We start from the raw sequence: 20,033 nt of genomic DNA, 5'->3' as shown, positions 1-20,033 counted from the left end.
CGTTTCTACAGCCTGCCCTGCGCCTTGAGGTTGATGTAGGCGTCGGCCAACGCGGGCGCGATGTGCTCGGGGTCGGCGTCGACCACCTCCACACCCATCCGGCGCAGCTCGGCGGTCACCCGGCGCCGCTCGCCCAGCGTCCGCTCCGCGGCCGCAGCCCGGTACAGCGCGTCCGCGCTGCCCCGCTCGGCGGCCATCAGCTCCACCGCCGGATCGTTGACCGCGGCGACCAGCAGCAGGTGCCGGGAGGTGAGTACCGGCAGCCTCGGCAGCAGCCCCTCCTCCAGCGACGCGGCGTTCAGGTCGGTCAGCAGCACCACCAGCCGCCGGGCCCGCCCCTGCGTGCCCAGGACGGTCCCCACCAGGCCCGCCGGGTCGGACTCCACCAGCTCCGCCTCCAGCGGCGCCATGGCCTCCACGATCCGGCCCACCTGCTGGCCGCCCTTGCCCGACGAGCGCACCTGCGCGCGCGTGCGCCGGTCGTAGGCCAGGAAGTCCACCCGGTCGCCCGCCCTGCCCGCCAGCGCGGCCAGCAGCAGCGCGGCGTCCATGGCGTGGTCCAGGCGCGGGGTGTCGCCCACCCGCCCGGCCGACGTGCGCCCGGTGTCCAGCACGATGAGGATGCGCCGGTCCCTCTCGGGCCGCCACGTGCGCACCACCACGCCGTCGCCGCGGGCGGTGGCCCGCCAGTCGATCGACCGCACGTCGTCGCCGGGCACGTAGTCGCGCAGGGAGTCGAACTCGCTGCCCTGCCCGCGCACCATCGCCGTGTGCTGCCCCTCCAGCTCGCGCAGCCGGGACAGCTTGCCCGGCAGGTGGCGCCTGCTGTGGAAGGGCGGCAGCGTGCGCACGGTCCACGGCGCGGGCTGCGTCCGCTGCCTGCCCGCCAGCCCCAGCGGCCCCAGGCTGCGCACGGTCACGCCCGCGGCCCGGGCGTCGCCGCGCCGCGTCGGGGTCAGGACGGTCCTCACCCGGCGCCGCTCCCCGGCCGGTACCCGCAGCGGCTGGCTGCGCGGCGCGGCGTGCGCGCTCGGCGGCCAGGCGTCGCGCACCGACCCCCGCAGCGCCCGCCGCGTGGGGTTGGCGACGGTCACGTACACCGTCGCCGAGTCGCCCAGGCGCAGCGACGTGTCGCCCTCCCGGGACAGCAGCACCGCCTTGGGGCTCGCCGCCAGCACGACGTCCAGGGCGAGCAGCACCGCCAGCACGCCCAGGGCCGAGGCCGCGGCCGCGGCGCCGATCAGACCGGACAGCGCCACCGCGACCGTGGCCGCCAGCGCCAGCAGCACCGCCCGGCCGGTGACCACCATCAGCGCGGCACCGGGACGGAGGCGAGCACACCGTCCAGGATTCCGTCTGTGGTCGCCCCCTCCAGCTCGGCCTCGGGACGCAGCGAGATCCGGTGCCGCAGCGTGCCCTTGGCCAGCGCCTTCACGTCGTCGGGGGTGACGTAGTCGCGGCCCGACAGCCATGACCACGCCCGGCTGGTGCGCAGCAGCGCCGTGGCGCCGCGCGGGGACGCGCCCAGCTGGAGGGACGGGGACTGCCGGGTGGCCCGGCACAGGTCCACGATGTAGCCCAGGACCTCGGGTGCCACCCGCACGCGCTCCACGGCCAGCCGGGCCGCGCGCAGCTCCGCCGCGCCCGCCACCGCGGTGACCCCGGCCGCGGCCAGGTCACCCGGGTCGAAACCGGCCGCGTGGCGGCCCAGCATCTCCACCTCGGCCGCCCGCTCGGGCAGCGGGACGGTCACCTTGAGCAGGAACCGGTCCAGCTGGGCCTCGGGCAGCGGGTAGGTGCCCTCGTACTCCACCGGGTTCTGGGTGGCGGCCACCATGAACGGGTCGGGCAGCGCGGACGGCCTGCCCTCCACGGTCACCTGGCGCTCCTCCATCGCCTCCAGCAGCGACGCCTGGGTCTTGGGCGGGGTCCGGTTGATCTCGTCCGCGAGCAGCAGGTTGGTGAAGACCGGCCCCTCCATGAACTCGAACTTCGCGGTGTGCTGGTCGTAGACCAGCGAGCCCGTCACGTCGCCCGGCATCAGGTCCGGGGTGAACTGCACCCGCTTGTGGTCCAGGGACAGCGCCGCCGCGAGGGTGCGCACCAGCAGCGTCTTGGCGACGCCGGGCACGCCCTCCATCAGCACGTGGCCGCGGCACAGCAGCGCCACGACCATCGCGGTCACCGTCTCGTCCTGGCCCACGACCGCCTTGGCCACCTCGCGGCGCAGGGCGACCAGGGCCGCGCGCGCCTCGTCGGCTGATGGCAGTGCCTCGGGTGTGAAGGCGCTCACGTGCCGTCTACCTCTCTCGATACCTCAGTGGTCGTTCGCTGGTCCCCGCGGCTCAGGGTCACCGGAGCCTCCGGGCGCGCTCGTCGAGTTCGTCGGCGAGCCTGACCAGCATGTCGTCGTCGCCCGCGTAGGGGTCGGGCTGCCCGGGGTGGAGCAGGGCCCGCAGGTGGGCGGGGTCGTCACCGGTCCGCGAGGCGACCGCCGCCACGACCGTGTCGGGCGCGGCGTCCGCGCCCAGCCCGAGCTTGGGTGCGACCCGGTCCACGAACCCCGACCGCAGTGCGGCCGCGGCCCGGTCCCGGGCCCTGCGCGACTGGTACAGCCCCGCGCGCCCCTCGGTGGTCTCCGAGGCGCGCACCACCACGGGCAGCGACTCGGGCACCAGGGCGCCCATCCGGCGCCCCTGCCACAGGGCGAGCAGCGCCAACGCGGCCACCAGCGGCACCAGGGACCAGCGCAGACCCAGCGGCAGCAGCTGCCAGAGCCCGGAGCCGCCCTCCTGCTGGGGCGGGTCGGGGCGCAGCCACACCACGTCCTCGGCGGCCAGCAGGTTCATCGCCAGCGCGGCGTTGCCCCCGGCGGAGAGCGCGGTGTTGGTCAGCGGCCTGCCGGTGCCCAGCACGGTCGTGGCGGCCCCGTCCCGCTCCACCCGGACCAGGGCGTCGCCGCCGCCGCCCGGGTAGCAGCCCACGGCGTCCGAGCCGGAACCGGCCGTGTACAGCTCACCGGCGACGTAGGCCTCGCCCGCGGCCTCGGCGGCCGACAGCCCGCACCCGGGGGCGTAGGGGGTCTCCGGCGTGGGGAACCCCTCGGGCTCCTCCCGGCCGGTCATCGTCACTCCGGGGGCGAACGCCTCCAGGGACCGGGTGGACGGCCGCACCAGGACGGTGTCCACGTCGAGCGCGGCCAGCGAGTCCAGCTCCTCGGGGAGCAGGCGGTGGTCCAGGAAGACCGCGAGCACGGCGTCGTCCCCGGCGTCGGCCACGGCCTCCTCGGCGGCGGAGGAGGAGCGCACCACGTGCACGTCGCGGTCCTCCTCCAGCACGTTCACCAGGGCCCGCGTGCCGTCCGGGGCGATGGAGCCGGGCTCCAGGTGGCCGGTGGGGAACTGCTCGCTGCCCAGCGACAGCAGCACCGAGACCGTGACGAGCGCGGCCACCACGGCTGCCGGGACCCGGACCGAGCGCCACACCCGCAGGAGGCGCGGGGCCTCCCGGGACGGCGCGCGGTCGGGGGAGCGCGGGGGAGCGGTGGCCGTCATCGGCTCACTTCCCCGACGGGCCGGGCGGCCCTGAGCCGCGTGTCCAGCTCGCGCAGGACGCGGGCGGAGTCGGCGGTCGCCGGACGGTCGCCGTAGGCCACGTCGTTGAAGATCCGCGCGCCCTCGCTCAGCCCCTCGGCCTCCGTGGTCAGCACGGCGGAGGCCTCCGCCGCCAGTTCGGTCGCGGTGCGCCCCGCGCGCGGCGTGATGATCGCCCGTTCCTCCAGGTCCACGCTGATGGCCCTCAGCCTCTCCGTGACGGCGGCCGCGAACTCACCGGCCTTCTCGTGCCGGTCGGCGGCGGCCCGGTGGTCGGCCGCGTCCAGCGGCGCGCCCTCGTGCACGGGCGCGCCCGCGCGGCGGCTCCGGGTCGGGCGCAGCCAGAGGACCAGCCAGACCAGCAGGACCGCGACGACCACCAGCAGCGGTCCGAGGACCGTCCAGCCGCCGAGGGCGTCCGGCGCCTGGGAGACCAGGTCCGCCAGGAGCTCTTCGAGCCAGGAGAGGAAGCGGTCCCACAGGGAGGGCTCCTGCTCCCCGTACAGGGGGTCGCTCAGCTCCTCGACGGCGCGCCGCTGCCCCTCCTCCCGGGTCACCTCCCCGACGGCGGGTGCCCTCACGTCCGCGGCTCCGGCAGGTAGATCTCCGGGCCCGCCTCGTAGCCCGCCTGGGCCGCGTTGTGCAGCTTCAGGTCCAGGCCCTCGCTGCGCATCCGCGCGTCCACGTAAAGGAGGGTTTTCACTCCCACGGTGAAGGGCGCGGTGAGCGCGTAGACCACGACGTTGCCCACGTAGATGACGGCGCCCGCCACGACGGCGGCCCAGGCGGCACCGGGCGCGATGAAGGTGGGGACCACCGAGACGATGCCGAAGGGTGTGCTCAGCAGGCTGCTGACAAGGGTCATCAGAACGAAGGCCAGCAGCGAGATGCCGAAGGTCCGCCACCACCTGCCCTGGGTCAGACGCCACGAGCGGGTCAAGGCCGTGCCCGCGCCGACGCGTTCGAGTACCGCGACCGGTATGGCGAAGTAGATGCGGATGTAGATCCAGGCGACCAAGGCGATGCCGCCAGCGATTCCCAGCATTGAGGCGATCACGACGATGATGCCGATGCCCTGGCTCTCCGCGATGGCCACGAAGACACCGATGAAGAAGACGACGACCCCGACCGTGGCGACCATGTAGAGGACGAAGATGGTCACCAGTTGCAGCAGCGCGAGGCCGACAACGGTCCAGATCCGATCGCGTACGGCGGCCCAGGCCTCGGACGGGCTGAGCTTGCGGCCGAGGACCGCCATGCCGACCACGGCCGTGAGCAGGCCGGTGACGAGGATGATGCCGGCCTGGGTCAGCAGGCCGCCACCGTACAGGGCTATGAGGGACCAGCCGCTGAACGGGAAGGGGTCGTTGGGGTCGACGGACGCGGGGTCGGCCATCAACTGGTCGAGGAAGGCCCCGTAGTCGGACATGTAGCCGCTGAAACCGACCGAGCTGATGATGCTCGCGACAGCCATGACGACCAGTGCGAGTCCGACGGTGGTCTTGGGGTTGTTGCGGATGAGGCTGAACGCGCCGTTGAGGATGTCCCCGAGCGTCATCGGCCGGAGCGCGACCACACCGGGCTTGAGTGCGCGCGGCTGCCCGTAAGGGGGCTGTTGGCCGTATCCGGCCTGTGCTCCGTATCCCGGCTGTCCGTAACCGGGTTGCTGACCGTACTGTCCGTAGCCCGGCTGCTGGCCGTATCCGGACTGCTGCCACTGCGCCTGCTGGCCGTGGCCGTACTGTCCGTATCCCGGATGCTGCCCGTACGCGGGCTGCTGTCCGTAGCCGCCGCCGTGGGACGGCTGCTGGCCGGAGGCGTACTGGCCGTACTGTCCGTATCCGGGCTGCTGCCCGGAGGGCGCCTGCCCGTAGCCCTGCTGCCCGTACCCGGGGGTCTGCCCGGGAGGGGCAAGGTTCGGCTGTCCCTGGGGCGTCTGACCGGCCGGCGCGGAGTCCGGCCGCGCGTCGGAGGGCGCGGAGGAGGCGGAGGACGGACCCTCCTGGCCGGGGGCGGCCCATCCGCCGGACGCGGGCGGGGGAGCGGCCTCGGAAGCCCCGCCGCCGTCCGGTCCGTCCGGGGGGTTCCCCGACGTGTCCCGGTGGTCGTCCTCCTGGGTCATCTGCCCCGCCCTCCATGGGGTTCGGTTACGCTGCGCGAGCACGCTTCCGCGGTTTTCGGCCTCTGGTGAACCAACCTACCCGCCGGTTCCACCGGTGCCCGCGATGTTCGGGCGTATGCAGGCGCAACCGACCCACTTCATTCCTTTTGTATGCTTTCTGTTACCAACAGGCCGGGTCGCGAAGGTTCGCGTGCCAGGTCACCAGGGTCGACGCGCCGCAGGCCGAAACGGTTCCCGCAGACCGAAAAACACCGACCACTCTCCCGATCCCGCCCGAAGATGGCAAGGTGGGGGGAGGACGAAGCAGTTTCTTGCGTTTCGGGGCGCACCGAACGTTCATGCCGCTTGAGTGTTTCCAGAGAGAGGAGTAGGCGCCGCCGTACCCGCCCGCGGGTCCGACGCCCGGCGCCGGACGCACCGATGAAGGGACGTGTACTGGTTGTCGACGACGACCTCGCCCTCGCTGAGATGCTGGGCATCGTTCTGCGTGGAGAGGGGTTCGAGCCCTCGTTCGTGCACGACGGGGACAAGGCACTGGAGGCCTTCCGCGAGACCAAGCCCGACCTGGTCCTCCTCGACCTGATGCTCCCCGGCGCCGACGGGATCGACGTCTGCCGTCAGATCCGCGCCGAGTCCGGCGTGCCCATCGTGATGCTCACCGCCAAGAGCGACACCATCGACATCGTCCTCGGGCTGGAGTCGGGCGCCGACGACTACATCGTCAAGCCCTTCAAGCCCAAGGAGCTCGTGGCCCGTGTCCGCGTGCGCCTGCGCCGCACCGAGGAGCCCGCGCCCGAGGTGCTCCAGATCGGGGACATCACCATCGACGTCGCCGGGCACGCCGTGCGCCGCGACGGCGAGCAGATCAGCCTCACCCCGCTGGAGTTCGACCTCCTGGTCGCCCTGGCCCGCAAGCCGCGCCAGGTCTTCACCCGCGAGGTGCTGCTGGAGCAGGTCTGGGGCTACCGGCACGCCGCCGACACCCGCCTGGTCAACGTCCACGTGCAGCGCCTGCGCGCCAAGATCGAGAAGGACCCGGAGCACCCCGAGGTCGTCGTGACCGTCCGCGGCGTCGGCTACAAGGCCGGAACCGCCTGATCCTCCCGAGCCGCACATGACCGCAGCCACACCAGAGGAGGAGCGGGGGACCGCCTCCGACACCCAGATCCCGCCCTCCGGGCCGCCCGCGGCCGGAGGGCGCTGGCGCGACGGCGGCACGGGGCTCACCCGCTCCTACGCGCTCGCCCAGCGCGCCGCCCGCGCCCTGGTGCGCGGCGTCCACAGCAACTGGCGCCGCTCGCTGCACCTGCGGGTCATCTCCACCACCCTGGTGCTGTCCCTGGTGGTCATGGTGGGCCTGGGGTACGTGCTCATCTCCCAGGTGCGCGGCGGCCTGCTCGACGCCAAGATCTCCACGGCCGTCACCGACCACCGCGCCGGGCTCAACTACGCGTCCGCGGAGCTCCAGGAGAACGAGTCGGGCGACCGCAACCGGCTCATGTACAACCTCGCCAACGAGCTCACCAGCCGCAGCGGCGACACCGGGCTGTACAGCGTGGTCATCCTGCCCTCGGTGGGCGGAGAGGTCGGCTGGGCCACCGGCGAGGGCAGCGTCCCGCAGCGGCTCATCAACCAGGTCCACGAGTCCGAGGTGGACGAGCAGCAGTACCACACGTACACGCGCATCACCACCGACCAGGGCGAGGAGCCCGCGCTGGTGGTCGGCGCGCAGCTCACGCGCGCCTACGAGCTGTACTACATCTTCCCGCTCCAGCACGAGCAGCAGATCCTCGACCTGGTCCAGGGCACGGTCGGCCTGGTGGGCGTGCTGCTGGTCATCCTCCTGGGCCTGATCGCCTTCGTCATCACCCGGCAAGTGGTCAGCCCGGTCCGCTCGGCCGCCCAGTCCGCCGAACGCCTCTCCTCGGGCGACCTCACCGAACGCATGGCCGTGCACGGCGAGGACGACCTCGCCCGGCTCGCCCTGTCCTTCAACGACATGGCGGGCAACCTCCAGGAGAAGATCCAGGAGCTGGAGGAGCTGTCCAAGCTCCAGCGCCAGTTCGTCTCCGACGTCTCCCACGAGCTGCGCACCCCGCTGACCACCATCAAGATGGCCGGGGACGTGCTCTTCGACGAGCGCGAGGAGCTCGACCCCACCATGCGCCGCTCGGTGGAGCTGCTGCAGAGCCAGGTGGAGCGGTTCGAGGAACTGCTCTCCGACCTGCTGGAGATCAGCCGCCACGACGCCGGGGCCGCCACCCTGGGCACCGAGTCGCTCGACATCCGCGACGCCGTCATGAAGGCCGTCGGCGACGCCGAGCAGATCGCCGAGCGGCGCGGCATCAAGGTCGTGCTGCGCCTGCCCACCGACCCCTGCACCGCCGAGTACGACGGCCGCCGCATCAACCGCATCCTGCGCAACCTGGTGGTCAACGCCATCGAGCACAGCGAGGGCCGCGACGTGGTGGTCACCGCCGCGTGCGACCGCGACGCGGTCGCCGTGGCCGTGCGCGACTACGGGGTGGGCCTCAAGGAGGGGGAGGAGCACCTGTGCTTCGACCGCTTCTGGCGCGCCGACCCGGCCCGGGTGCGCACCACCGGCGGCACCGGCCTCGGGCTCTCCATCGCCAAGGAGGACGCCACCCTGCACGGCGGCTGGCTCCAGGCGTGGGGCCAGCCCGGCCAGGGCTCCCAGTTCCGCCTGTCCCTGCCGCGCCGCTCCGGCAGCGAGCTGCGCGGCTCCCCCCTGCCGCTGGTGCCGCCGGAGTTCGCGCTGGGCCGCACCTACACCACCTTCGCCGACAAGGGTGAGAACGGCAACGGCGCCGCCCGCGCCGAGAAGGTGCCCGCCAGGAACGCCGCGGACGCCGCGGAGGAGGGCGCGGCCGCCGTCCGCGCCGAGCAGCGCGAGGACGAGGAGAAGCTGTGAGGACACCGCACCGGTTCGGCCGCGCCGCGCGCGCCTGCCTGGCCGCGGCCGTGGCGGTCGTGTCCATGGCCGCCTGCGCGACCGTCCCCACCACCGGCCCGGTCGTGGCCAGCGACGGCAACGAGTCCGAGGGCGACCCCTACGGCGGCTACGTGCGCCTGCTGCCCGCCGGGCCCCAGGAGGGCGTGGCGCCGGAGGGCCTGGTCAGCGACTTCCTCAAGGACATGGGCAGCTTCGAGCAGGACTACGAGGCCGCCCGCAGCTACATGCTGTCGAGCACGGACCAGTCGTGGAACCCGGACGGGACGGTCAAGGTCTTCCCCGGCCACGACACCGTCGACCTCGACACCGAGATCAGCGGAGACGGGCTCACCGCCACCGTGCGGATGCGCAGCTCGCTGGTGGCCACGATCGACGAGGACGGCAGGTACGTCTCCGGCGACTCCGGGCGCCTGCTCGACGAGACCTTCGTCCTGGCCCGGGAGGACGAGGACCCCGAGGGCGAGTGGCGCATCCAGAGCCTGCCCGACGAGCTCATCCTCAGCCAGCTCGACGTGGAGCGCACCCACCGCCCGTTCAACCTCTACTACTTCAACCCCGACGAGAACGCCCTGGTCCCGGACCCGGTCTACCTGCCCGTCAGCAACGACGAGCTCACCAAGCGCCTGCTGCACAGGCTCGTCCGCGGCCCCAGCGCCTGGCTGGACCCCTCCGTGCACTCCTCCTTCGCCGAGGACGCCGATCCCGAGGTGGAGGTGGAGGAGGACCGGGCGAGCGTCAGCGTGACCGCCCCCGGCCAGGCCGACGAGTTCGGCATGGGCGCCCAGATCGCCTGGACCCTGCGCCAGCTGCCGGAGATCCAGGAGTTCACGCTGCGGGTGAACGGCAACGAGGTGGACTTCCCCGGAGCCGAGGGCGAGAGCGCCGACCGGCCGCGCCCGGGCAGCACCTACTGGTCGGAGGTCAGCCCCGGCGCGACCTCGCCCGGCGTCCGCGTCTACTACTCCCACGAGGGCCAGCTGTGGTCGGCCTCGGACTGGGACACCGACACGTTCGGCAGCGGCGAGCCGGTGCCCGGTCCCCTGGGCTCGGGCGAGGTCCCCCTGGGGAGGTTCGCGGTGTCGCTGGACGAGCAGACCATCGCCGGGGTCACCACGGGCGGCCGCGGGGTCGTCACGAGCCAGGCCACCCCGGGCGCCGACGTCCGGGAGGTCCTGTCCGACGGGGTCTTCACCGAGCTGTCCTGGGACGTCAACGGCGACCTGTGGGTGGTCGAGGAGGTCGACGACGAGGACGGGGAGGACGGCGAGGAGGCGCGGGAGGACTCCGACGCCGAGAGCCCCAACCTCAACGGGCCGCCGCCCTCCCCGGGCCCGACGGACCTGTGGCTGCTGCGCGACGGCCACGAGGTGGTCCGCGTGGACGTGTCCGACCTGCGCGACAGGCCGCTGGTGCAGTTCCGGATCTCCCGGGACGGCACCCGCGCCGCGGTGGTGACCGAGGTGGACGGGCGCCGCTCGCTCCAGGTGGGCCGCGTGGTGCAGGACGCCGACGGGCAGGTCTCCGTGGAGTCGTTCGTGACCCTGGCCCGCGAGCTGGAGGACGTCACCGACATCTCCTGGCGCTCGGGCGACCAGTTGGTCGTGCTCGGCACCCGCGAGGGCGGTACGAGCCAGGCCCTCCTGGTGTCGCTGGACGGCGGCACGCCGCCCGCCAGCGCCGGAACCCCCGTCGCCAGCATGGTGACCGTCTCCGGAGCCCCGGGCCAGCCCCTGGTGGCCGGTTCGGACGACGGCAACATCTGGGTGTCCAGCGACCCGCTCAACTGGCAGAGCGTCGTGGAGGGCGGCTCGCCCGCCTTCCCGGGCTGAGGCCCCGCGGGCGTGCGGTCGGACTCCGGCCGCACGCCCGCGGTGAAACCGGGGTGCGCCCGGCGCGCGGGCCTGGAAGGGTGGCGCCATGGACGACCTGACGCGGCTGGGTACGCCGATCGACGCACGCCCCCACTTCGCCGGGGAGCGGGAGGACCTCCTCGCGCTCCTGCGCGGCCTGACCCCCGACGAGTGGCAGGCCGAGGCCGTGACCGGGTGGAGCGCGCGCGACGTGGCCGCCCACCTGCTCGGCGACGACTACTGGCGCATCGCGGGGATGCGCGACCGCTACCGGGCGGCCCCGGCACCGGCGCCGGGGGAACCGCTGGCGGCGTTCATCCACCGCAACAACCAGGAGTGGGTGCGGGCCACCGCCAGGATCAGCCCGCAGGCGCTGGTCCAGACGCTGGAGATGACCGGACGCGAGCTCGCGCGGCTCTGGCGCTCCGCGGACCCGCACGCCCCGGGCGTCGCCGTCTCCTGGGCGGGTGCCGACCCGGCGCCGGTCTGGCTGGACTGCGCCCGCGAACTCACCGAGAACTGGGCCCACCGGCAGCAGATCCGGCACGCCGCCGGGCGGGCCACCGACCCCGGGCCCGCGGGCTCCCTGGTGCTGGACACCTTCATGCGCGCTCTGCCGCACACCCTGCGCGACGCCCCGGCGCGGACCGGAACCCGGGTGAGCGTGGCCGTGGACGGCCCGGACGGCGGCGAGTGGACCGTCACCCGAGCCGGAGCCGGGTGGACGCTGGCCCCCGTCGGAGCGGGGGACTCCGGCCCGCCCGCGGCGGCCGTGCGCTGGGACTTCGAGACCGCCTGGCGGCTGTGCGTGCGGGGGATCGAACCCGAGGAGGCCGAGGCCAGGGGCGTCCTCTCGGGCGACCCCGACCTGGCCCGGGCCTGCTGCCGCATCGTGTCGATCATCCGCTGACCGCGCGGACCGGCCCGGACCGACGTCGCCGGTCCGCGTGCCGGCCGGCCCCGCGCCCTGGGAGGGCTCCTCCCGTACCGCCTCCGAACCTCGGCCGCGACGCCGGGACCGCGGAGCCAGTGCCGGAGCGGGAGCCGGTGAGGGGCGTGGAGGAGGCCGCCGGGAGCGCTGTCCACAGGTTCGGGAAGGGGCTGGCGGGGGCCGCCCCGGGCACCGAACCTTGGGGTATGGACGAACGGACGCACCCCGCGGGCGTGCTGCGGTGGATGCTCGGCGCGCTGCTCGACCTGCTCCTGCCGCAGCCCTGCGCGGCGTGCGCGGGCCCCTCGGGGCCGCTGTGCGCGCCCTGCCTCACCGCGCTGCGGCGCCGACCCCACCGGTGCGCGCCCAGGCCCGGCTGCCCGCCCGTCTGGGCGGCCGGACCCTACGCGGGGCGGCACCGCGGGGTGCTGCTCACCTACAAGGAGGGCGGCGCGGACGCCCTGGCCGCGCCCCTGGGCGGGTGGCTGGCCGCCGCCCACACCGCGTCCGGCCTGGCCCGCCCGGACACCCTGCTCGTCCCCGTGCCCGGGCGCGGCCCGCCGGACGACCCCCGGGCGCCGGTCACCAGGCTGGCGCGCGCCTGCCTGGCGCAGGCGGGCGGAGCGGGCGCGGGGAGGGTGGCGCCCCTGCTGCGCTACCGGAGCCGCCCCAGGCGCCAGGCAGGCCTGGGGAGGGCCGAGCGCCTGGCCAACCGTGCGGGCACCCTGGTCGCGGACCGCCCGCTTCCCCGGGCCCTCGGCGCGGTTTCCGGCGCGCGGTCCGGCCCGGGGGCCGGGAGGAGCGCGGTCGTGGTGGACGACGTCCTCACCACGGGCGCCACGGTGGCCGAGGCCACCCGCGCGCTGCGGGCCCGCGGGATCCCCGTGGCGGGCGCGGTGGTCCTCCTCGAACGCCTGCCCGGCGCTGTCGGAGGTCCTTCCCGCGAGAAGGAGGCGGACGGTGCAAGAAGGTTTTACGAACCCTCGTGAACAGGCGAAAAGTCCATGTACGAAGGGGTTTGAGGCAGTTACCGGTGAGTTGGGAGGGTGGCTGCTACCTGACATCCTCGCCAGGACAGGTTACGGTCACGGTATGGCACCCGTCCGGGTCCGTGGTTGCGTCGGAGTCTGCGAGCTCCCGGGAACACCGGGGCGCCGCTCCGGCAAGCCGATGCCAGGCGCAGGCGAAACGGCCCACGTAAGGCGACTTTTCGTCGACCGATCACGGTGCGCCTTAGAGGTAAGCCCTGCCCCGCGGAGGGTCCAGATGTCCCTCATGACAGGGAGAAGAGCAGTAGTCGCGATCAAGAGCGGCGACACTCTCAGCAGGCGGATGTGGGGACGAAGACCAGGTCGGCCGGACGGGTGGCATCCCATCGTCCGGGGGTTCGCCAACGGCGAACCCCCGGAGACGATCCCCTCGCGTCCCCGCCGCGCGCGTCCCGCCGCGGCCCCGGGCGACCTGCGGTTCTTCGAGGGGCGCCCCGTACCGTCGGTTCCGGCAGTCCTTTCCCCCACCGCGGCGGCCTTCGCCAATCGCGCACCCGGTGCGCGTGATGACACCCCCGCTGGTGGGTATACGCATCTCCAACCGAGCCGTGCCCCCCACCGAACAGGGGCACCAGCGGAAGGGGGCTAGCGCGCGACACCCCTCCCGCCCCCCTGATGGCGGAAGGGACGCAGAGCCAGCCTGGCCGTCGTCTTCCGGCGGCCACGCGATGAAGGGGGTCCTATGGACATCATCGTCAAGGGTCGACGCACCGGTGTGAGTGAGAAGTTCCGTCAGCACGTCGACAACAAGCTCGACAGGCTCTCCAAGTGGGAGAAGAAGGGCATGACCGTCGACGTGGAGGTGTCCAAAGAGCGCAACCCCAAGCTCGCCGACGTCTGCGAGCGGGTTGAGCTGACCATCCGGACCAACGGTCCGGTCATTCGCAGCGAGGCCGCCGCCTCGGACCGGTACGGCGCCCTCGACCTCGCCCTCGACAAGATCGAGGCCCGCCTGCGCAAGTCCGCGGACCGGCGCAAGGTCCACCGGGGCAACCACGCCCCCGTCTCCGTCGCGTCGGCCACCGCCGGCCTCCCCGGAGACCTGCCCTCGTCCGCCACCGCCACCGCGACGCAGGCTCCCCCCACCCAGCGGCGCAGCGGAGAGGAGGACGTCAACGGCACCGAGGTGGACGGAAGGTTCTCCGACGAGTTCGTCGAACTCGACACCCAGGGAGAGGTTCCCGTCGTCGTCCGGGAGAAGTTCCACAGGGCCAAGCCCATGAGCATCGACCAGGCGCTCATGGAGATGGAACTCGTGGGTCACGACTTCTACCTCTTCCATGACGAGGTCAAGGACGCCCCGAGCGTCGTCTACCGGCGCAAGGGCTTCAACTACGGCGTCCTCCGACTGGTCGACTAGACGTTCGCCACCGCCCTCGACGGATCCCCCCGCACACGGAGCCGCGGCGGGTCCGATCGGACCCGCCGCGGCGGTGTGCGCTCCCTCCCCGCGCCCGTCCCGGCCGGTCGGGCCCCCGGCCCGCGCCTACTCGGACCGGTGCTCGGCCTCCTCCTGCTTGATCCGGTGCAGCGGGGTGTCGTGCGGCTCCTCGGGCTCGGCCCGGGGCGTGTCGAGGACGACGTCGCTCATCAGGTCGAAGACCAGGGCCACGACGGCCGCCGCCACCAGCAGGACCGCGGCGATCACCAGCAGGACCACGGACATCCCCATGGCGACGCCGACCCCGCCCACGACGAACCCGACGCACGCCAGCAGGACCGCCGCCCACGACGACACGCGCCCGCGATGGCTGTTGCTCGGTGCGAGACTGCCGCCCTGGTGCTGGAAGCCCCGGATGCGCCCGAAACGGCTGTCGCTGTCGGGATGCTCCTTCTCCCAGGCCAGCGCGGGGTCGTCGGCCACCGGGTCGCGCCGCAGTACGGGCGACTCCCCGACGACCTCCTTGGCCACGTCGTCGGGAGAACGCGGGGAGGGGGCCGACATGTCCCCCGCCTCGCCGCCCCGTGCCCCGCGGTCCTTCTTGTCTCGGTTCGTTCGCATGGTGATCCCCCCTGGGAACACGTTCGCGTCCGGTCCGTCCGCGGCCGTTCGGCCGCGGTGCGACCTCCTACCACGTGCCTACCCACGAAAGCCGGGAGCCATCGGTGCCCGCGCCGAAAGCACGGGGAGGCGGTCGGCGCACGCGCCCGGCGCCCCGTCCGCGCCGGTATCCGATCCCCCCTGGTACCGGGACGTCGCCAAAAACCTTCCGACCCCTCTGCCAGGTCTGTGACATGCGGGAACATATCGGTTGGTTCTCTTCGTTGCGCACAGGGAAACGTGCGGACGGGCCGCTCCACCTGAGAGGGTGGGCGTAGGGTTCGTGTCCTCTAGGATGTAGGGCCGAGGGCCCAGGAACCCCCGCCGTCCTCCGCGGCCACGGGAAAGCGGTCAGCGGGCCTAGATCTGAACTCCACGTGGGTGGAGCCAACCGCGATCTGCGAGGAGCGCATAGGAAGTGCCAGGGATACTCGACAAGCTCCTGCGCGCGGGTGAGGGAAAGATCCTGCGCCGACTCAACAAGCTGAAGGACCAGGTCAACTCGCTCGAGGAAGACTACGTCGACCTCACCGACGAGGAGCTGCGCGACCTCACCGGGGAGTACAAGGAGCGCTACGAGGACGGGGAGTCCCTGGACGACCTGCTCCCCGAGGCCTTCGCCACCGTCCGGGAGGCGGCCAAGCGCACCCTGGGCCAGCGCCACTTCGACGTCCAGATCATGGGCGGCGCCGCACTGCACCTCGGCAACATCGCCGAGATGAAGACCGGTGAGGGCAAGACCCTGACCGGTACCCTCGCGGTCTACCTCAACGCGCTCGCGGGCAAGGGCGTCCACGTCATCACGACCAACGACTACCTGGCCAAGCGCGACGCCCAGAACATGGGCCGCATCTACCAGTTCCTCGGCCTCGAGGTCGGCGTCGTAGGACCGCAGATGACCGCGGCCGACCGCCGCAGCGCCTACCAGGCCGACATCACCTACGGCACGAACAACGAGTTCGGCTTCGACTACCTGCGCGACAACATGGCGCTCTCGCTCAAGGACACCGTCCAGCGCGAGCACTACTTCGCCCTGGTCGACGAGGTCGACTCCATCCTCATCGACGAGGCCCGCACCCCGCTGATCATCAGCGGCCCCTCGGAGCAGAACTCCCGGTGGTACGCCGAGTTCGCCAAGATCGCCCCGCGCCTCAAGCGCGAGGAGGACTACGAGGTCGACGAGAAGAAGCGCACCGTCGGCATCACCGAGTCCGGCGTGGCCAAGGTCGAGGACTGGCTGGGCATCGACAACCTCTACGAGGCCGTCAACACCCCGCTCATCAGCTTCCTCAACAACTCGCTCAAGGCCAAGGAGCTGTACAAGCGGGACAAGGAGTACATCGTCAAGGACGGTGAGGTCCTCATCGTCGACGAGTTCACCGGCCGCGTCCTCGCGGGCCGCCGCTACAACGAGGGCATGCACCAGGCCATCGAGGCCAAGGAGCGCGTCAAGATCAAGGACGAGAACCAGACTCTCGCCAAGGTCACCCTCCAGAACTACTTCCGCCTCTACGAGAAGCTCGCCGGCATGACCGGTACCGCCCAGACCGAGGCGGCGGAGTTCACCCAGACCTACAACGTCGGCGTGGTGCCCATCCCCACCAACAAGCCGATGGTCCGCCAGGACGTCAAGGACGTCGTCTACAAGCACGAGGACGCCAAGTTCCAGGCGCTCGCCGAGGACATCGCCGAGCGCCACGAGGCCGGGCAGCCCGTCCTGGTCGGTACCACCAGCGTCGAGAAGTCCGAGCTGCTGTCCCGGATGCTCAAGCGCGAGGGCGTGCCCCACGAGGTCCTCAACGCCAAGAACCACGCCCGTGAGGCCGCGATCATCGCCCGCGCGGGCAAGCTCGGCGCGGTCACCGTCGCCACCAACATGGCCGGTCGCGGTACCGACATCATGCTGGGCGGCAACCCCGACTTCCTCGCCGACGAGGAGCTCCAGAGCCGCGGCCTGAGCCCGCTGGAGACCCCCGAGGAGTACGAGGCCGCCTGGCCCGAGGCGCTGGAGAAGGCCAAGGCCGACTACGAGGAGGAGCACGAGAAGGTCGTCGAGGCCGGCGGCCTGTACGTGCTCGGCACCGAGCGCCACGAGTCGCGGCGCATCGACAACCAGCTCCGCGGCCGCTCCGGCCGTCAGGGCGACCCCGGCATCTCCCGCTTCTACCTCTCCCTCCAGGACGACCTGCTGCGCCTGTTCAACAGCAGCCGTCTGGAGGCGTTCATGAACCAGCTGAACATCCCGGACGACCAGCCCATCGAGTCCGGCATGGTCAGCAAGGCGATCGCCTCCGCGCAGGGCCAGGTCGAGACGCAGAACTTCGAGATCCGCAAGAACGTCCTCAAGTACGACGAGGTCCTCAACCGCCAGCGCAAGGTCATCTACGCCGAGCGCCGCAAGGTCCTGGAGGGCCAGGACCTGCGCGACCAGGTCATGAGCATGCTGGAGGAGGTCCTGCGCGGCTACGTCGTGGAGGAGACCGCCAGCGGCGACCCCAGCGACTGGGACCTCGACAAGCTCTGGCGGGCGTTCAAGCAGGTCTACCCGATCAGCTTCACCGTCGACGAGTTCATCGAGGAGAACGGCGACCTGCACACGCTGACCACCGAGGTGATCGCGGACCGCGTGGTGGAGGACGCCAACACCGCCTACGAGGCCCGTGAGGCCGAGCTGGGCGAGGAGGCCATGCGCGAGGTCGAGCGCCGGGTCATCCTCCAGGTCATGGACCGCAAGTGGCGTGAGCACCTCTACGAGATGGACTACCTCCAGGAGGGCATCGGGCTGCGCGCCATGGCGCAGCGCAACCCGCTGATCGAGTTCCAGCGCGAGGGATTCGACATGTTCCAGCAGATGCTGGAGGCCATCAAGGAGGAGTCCGTCGGCTACCTCTTCAACGTCGAGGTGCAGGTCCGCAAGAAGGAGGAGCCCGCCCTCACCACCGCCGCGGCGGCCAAGACCGCGGCGGCCGTCGGCGGCTCCGCCAGCGCGACCGCCGTCGCGACCGCGGTGGAGGAGGACGAGGAGGCCGAGGACGCCGCCTCCCCGGTGGAGGAGGCCGAGCCCGCCGAGGACGTGGTCGTTCCCGGCTTCGGCGAGGACCAGCCCAACCGGCTCCAGTACTCCGCGCCGAGTGAGGACGGCACCGTCGAGCGCCACAGCGAGACGGTCGACGAGTACTCCGGCACGGCGCGCAACGCGCCCTGCCCGTGCGGCTCCGGCAAGAAGTACAAGAAGTGCCACGGCGACCCGGCCGCCAAGTAGGCGGACGGTAGGCCCCGGCGGCAGCCGGAACGCAACGCGCTCGGGCGCGGCTCCCGCGGGAGCCGCGCCCGAGCGCGTCCGCCGACCGCTGCGCGGGCGTGTCCTGGACTCCGGTCCGCCGCCCGGACACGGGCGCCCGGGTTCAGGCGGGCAGGGGCCGCTCCCGCACGACGTGCTTCATCACCAGCGTCGAACTCAGGTGCTGGACGCCGGGCAGGGTGGCCAGCGACTCGTCGTAGAGCACGCGGAAGGCGGCCAGGTCGGCGCTGACCACGCGCAGCAGGTAGTCGGGGTCGCCGAACAGGCGCTCGGCCTGGACGACCTGGGGGATGTCCTCGACCGCCCGCTCGAAGGCCGCGACGGTGTCCCGGTCCTCCTGGCGCATGGTGACGAAGACCAGCGCCTGGAAGCCCAGCCCCACCGCCTCGGCGTCCACGACCGCGCGGTACCCGCTGACCACTCCGGCGCGTTCGAGTTCGCGCAGTCTGCGATGGCACGGGGAGACGCTGAGTCCGACGCGGTGGGCCAGTTCGGTGACGCTCAGACGGCCGTCCTCCTGGAGCTCCGCAAGAATCTTCCGGTCGACGTTGTCCATGGAGGAGATTCTTCCACCAAGGGCGGTTCCAGCCGCAAGAAGTAGAACCATTTTCGGGCGTTTTATGACTACTCTTCCCCTCTGAACAGGAGTTTCGAGGAGAGGGGTGGCCGTGGAACCGGCTTCGGTCGCGGCGTTCTGGACGGTGTCGGTCCTGCTGATCCTGGTACCGGGGGCGGACTGGGCCTACACCATCTCCGCCGGGCTGAGGGACCGCTCGGTGCTCCCGGCGGTGTCCGGGCTGCTGCTGGGCTACGTCGCCCTCACCGGGGTCGTGGCGGGCGGGGTCGCGGCGCTGGTGGCCAGCACACCGGCCGTGCTCACCGGCCTGACCCTGGCGGGCGCCGTCTACCTGGTGTGGCTCGGAGCGGCCACCCTGGCCCGTCCGGCGGTGCCCGGAGCGGGCGGCGCGGCGGTGCCCTCCTCCTGGGGCTCGCGGGTGCTGACCGGCACCGGCGTCAGCGGTCTCAACCCCAAGGCGCTGCTGCTGTTCCTGGCCCTGCTGCCGCAGTTCACCGACCCCGCGGGCGGGTGGCCGATGGCCGCGCAGATCGGCACCCTGGGCCTGGTGCACACGGCCAGCTGCGGGGCGGTCTACCTGTGCGTGGGCGTGCTCGCCCGCACGGTGCTGGGAACCCGCCCCGCCGCCGCGCGCGCCGTCAGCCGCTTCTCCGGGGCCGCCATGATCGTCATCGGCGCGGGCCTGCTGGCCGAACGCCTCCTCTAGGGCGCGGGCCGACCGTCCCCGCGACGCCGTGGCGGTGTCAGGAGGGGCCGTGCCGAAGGGCGAGCTCGGCCATCCTCTCCGCACCGTCCCGCCACTCCTCGCCGTGCCCCACGAGCACGGTCCGCGCGCCCGTGTCCGCGATCGCGCCCAACGACGCCAGCGCGCGCTCCTCGTCCGCGGTCGCCGCTCCCGACACGATCTGCGGTCCGTGCGTGCCTCGGTACGGGTTGAGGGTCACCACGGCGTCGCCGGCGATGACCGCTCCGCGGTCCGGGAAGTGCAGGGCGCAGTGGCCGAGTGTGTGACCCGGGGTGGGAACGGCCCGCGGCGCCCCGGGCACCGGCAGTTCGCCGTCCCGGAAGCGGTGTACCTCCCTGACCGGCTTCGGCCACCACGCCCGCCGCCCCACGAACGAGGCGACCATCGGAAAGGCCTTCACCTGCGTCAGGAAGTAGGGGGTGCGGGCGCGCGCGTGCCCGTACTGGCGGGGATGCCGTGTGAGCGGAACGTCGTTCTCGTGTATGTGGACGGGAACGCCCATCTGGGACCTGAGCCGTTCCGCGAACCCGAGGTGGTCGAAGTGCCCGTGCGTCAGCACCAGGGCGCGTATGTCCCGGGGCCGCCGCCCGAGCAGCATCAGGGCCCGCCGCAGGGAGTCCCACGAGCCCCCCACCCCGGCGTCGACGATCGTCAGCAGCCCTTCGTCCTCGACGATGAACCAGTTGACGTACCCGTCCCGCACGCAGTGGATGCCCTCCGCCACGTCCTTCCTGAACATCGCCCACCTCCCGGGAGGCCGATGAATCCGGTCTGGTGCGTCGGATGCCCCGACACGAGCGGCCCGAAACCCGTGCACGGGTCTCGGGCCGCGGGCCCGCGGGCGTCCCGG

The 20,033-nt window shown here is 72.6% G+C and carries 16 protein-coding genes; 8 read left to right on the top strand and 8 right to left on the bottom strand.

Features of this window, described 5'->3' with window-relative positions; all coding sequences use genetic code 11:
• Window positions 1–5 precede the first annotated feature (5 nt).
• Genes EV372_RS05005 through EV372_RS04985 form a run of 5 tightly spaced genes read right to left on the bottom strand, consistent with a single transcriptional unit; the run spans window position 6 to window position 5,715 of the window.
• Entirely contained in the window at window positions 6–1,310 is a 1,305-nt protein-coding gene (locus EV372_RS05005; protein WP_130395047.1) for a DUF58 domain-containing protein, read from the bottom strand.
• Window positions 1,310–2,293, bottom strand: coding sequence for an AAA family ATPase (locus EV372_RS05000; RefSeq protein ID WP_013154754.1), 984 nt, complete (start codon window positions 2,291–2,293; stop codon window positions 1,310–1,312). Before EV372_RS05000 ends, EV372_RS05005 begins: the two co-directional genes overlap by 1 nt.
• 58 nt (window positions 2,294–2,351) lie before the next feature.
• Window positions 2,352–3,554, bottom strand: coding sequence for a DUF4350 domain-containing protein (locus EV372_RS04995; RefSeq protein WP_130395046.1), 1,203 nt, complete (start codon window positions 3,552–3,554; stop codon window positions 2,352–2,354).
• A complete protein-coding gene (locus EV372_RS04990) occupies window positions 3,551–4,174 on the bottom strand; it encodes a DUF4129 domain-containing protein (RefSeq protein WP_130395045.1) in 624 nt (207 codons plus the stop codon). Before EV372_RS04990 ends, EV372_RS04995 begins: the two co-directional genes overlap by 4 nt.
• The gene (locus EV372_RS04985) at window positions 4,171–5,715 is read right to left on the bottom strand and encodes a glycerophosphoryl diester phosphodiesterase membrane domain-containing protein (RefSeq protein WP_130395044.1); all 1,545 of its coding nucleotides are present in this window, start codon (window positions 5,713–5,715) and stop codon (window positions 4,171–4,173) included. The genes EV372_RS04990 and EV372_RS04985 overlap by 4 nt, the downstream gene beginning before the upstream one ends.
• Before the next feature lie 420 nt (window positions 5,716–6,135).
• Here EV372_RS04985 and mtrA point away from each other — a divergent pair, with 420 nt between their 5' ends.
• From mtrA to hpf, 6 genes are all read left to right on the top strand, one after another.
• Window positions 6,136–6,813 (top strand): MtrAB system response regulator MtrA, encoded by a 678-nt coding sequence (gene mtrA / locus EV372_RS04980; protein WP_013154750.1) that lies wholly within the window; start codon window positions 6,136–6,138, stop codon window positions 6,811–6,813.
• Window positions 6,814–6,829: 16 nt separating this feature from the next.
• Window positions 6,830–8,647 (top strand): MtrAB system histidine kinase MtrB, encoded by a 1,818-nt coding sequence (gene mtrB, locus EV372_RS04975; RefSeq protein ID WP_130395043.1) that lies wholly within the window; start codon window positions 6,830–6,832, stop codon window positions 8,645–8,647.
• On the top strand, window positions 8,644–10,518 hold the full coding sequence (locus tag EV372_RS04970) for an LpqB family beta-propeller domain-containing protein (protein ID WP_130395042.1): 1,875 nt from the start codon (window positions 8,644–8,646) through the stop codon (window positions 10,516–10,518). Before mtrB ends, EV372_RS04970 begins: the two co-directional genes overlap by 4 nt.
• An 88-nt stretch (window positions 10,519–10,606) precedes the next feature.
• On the top strand, window positions 10,607–11,449 hold the full coding sequence (locus tag EV372_RS04965; protein ID WP_130395041.1) for a maleylpyruvate isomerase family mycothiol-dependent enzyme: 843 nt from the start codon (window positions 10,607–10,609) through the stop codon (window positions 11,447–11,449).
• Window positions 11,450–11,676: 227 nt separating this feature from the next.
• Entirely contained in the window at window positions 11,677–12,459 is a 783-nt protein-coding gene (locus EV372_RS04960; RefSeq protein ID WP_130395040.1) for a phosphoribosyltransferase family protein, read from the top strand.
• A gap of 742 nt (window positions 12,460–13,201) precedes the next feature.
• Window positions 13,202–13,879 (top strand): ribosome hibernation-promoting factor, HPF/YfiA family, encoded by a 678-nt coding sequence (gene hpf / locus EV372_RS04955; RefSeq protein ID WP_130395039.1) that lies wholly within the window; start codon window positions 13,202–13,204, stop codon window positions 13,877–13,879.
• Window positions 13,880–14,005: 126 nt separating this feature from the next.
• On the opposite strand, the gene EV372_RS04950 is transcribed toward hpf, so the two are convergent.
• The gene (locus EV372_RS04950) at window positions 14,006–14,521 is read right to left on the bottom strand and encodes a hypothetical protein (RefSeq protein ID WP_130395038.1); all 516 of its coding nucleotides are present in this window, start codon (window positions 14,519–14,521) and stop codon (window positions 14,006–14,008) included.
• Window positions 14,522–14,978: 457 nt separating this feature from the next.
• Here EV372_RS04950 and secA point away from each other — a divergent pair, with 457 nt between their 5' ends.
• The gene (gene secA / locus EV372_RS04945) at window positions 14,979–17,822 is read left to right on the top strand and encodes a preprotein translocase subunit SecA (protein WP_130395037.1); all 2,844 of its coding nucleotides are present in this window, start codon (window positions 14,979–14,981) and stop codon (window positions 17,820–17,822) included.
• A gap of 142 nt (window positions 17,823–17,964) precedes the next feature.
• On the opposite strand, the gene EV372_RS04940 is transcribed toward secA, so the two are convergent.
• Window positions 17,965–18,417, bottom strand: a complete 453-nt coding sequence (locus EV372_RS04940; protein WP_013154742.1) for an Lrp/AsnC family transcriptional regulator — start codon at window positions 18,415–18,417, stop codon at window positions 17,965–17,967.
• Window positions 18,418–18,529: 112 nt separating this feature from the next.
• Here EV372_RS04940 and EV372_RS04935 point away from each other — a divergent pair, with 112 nt between their 5' ends.
• Entirely contained in the window at window positions 18,530–19,144 is a 615-nt protein-coding gene (locus tag EV372_RS04935; RefSeq protein WP_253794856.1) for a LysE family translocator, read from the top strand.
• Between the two features lie 37 nt (window positions 19,145–19,181).
• Here the strand turns inward: EV372_RS04935 and EV372_RS04930 are convergent, their stop codons facing one another.
• The gene (locus tag EV372_RS04930) at window positions 19,182–19,922 is read right to left on the bottom strand and encodes an MBL fold metallo-hydrolase (RefSeq protein WP_130395035.1); all 741 of its coding nucleotides are present in this window, start codon (window positions 19,920–19,922) and stop codon (window positions 19,182–19,184) included.
• Window positions 19,923–20,033: the final 111 nt, after the last annotated feature.

This window comes from Nocardiopsis sp. CNZ308 (assembly GCF_004217075.1).
This window is presented reverse-complemented; position numbering and strand designations above follow the sequence as displayed.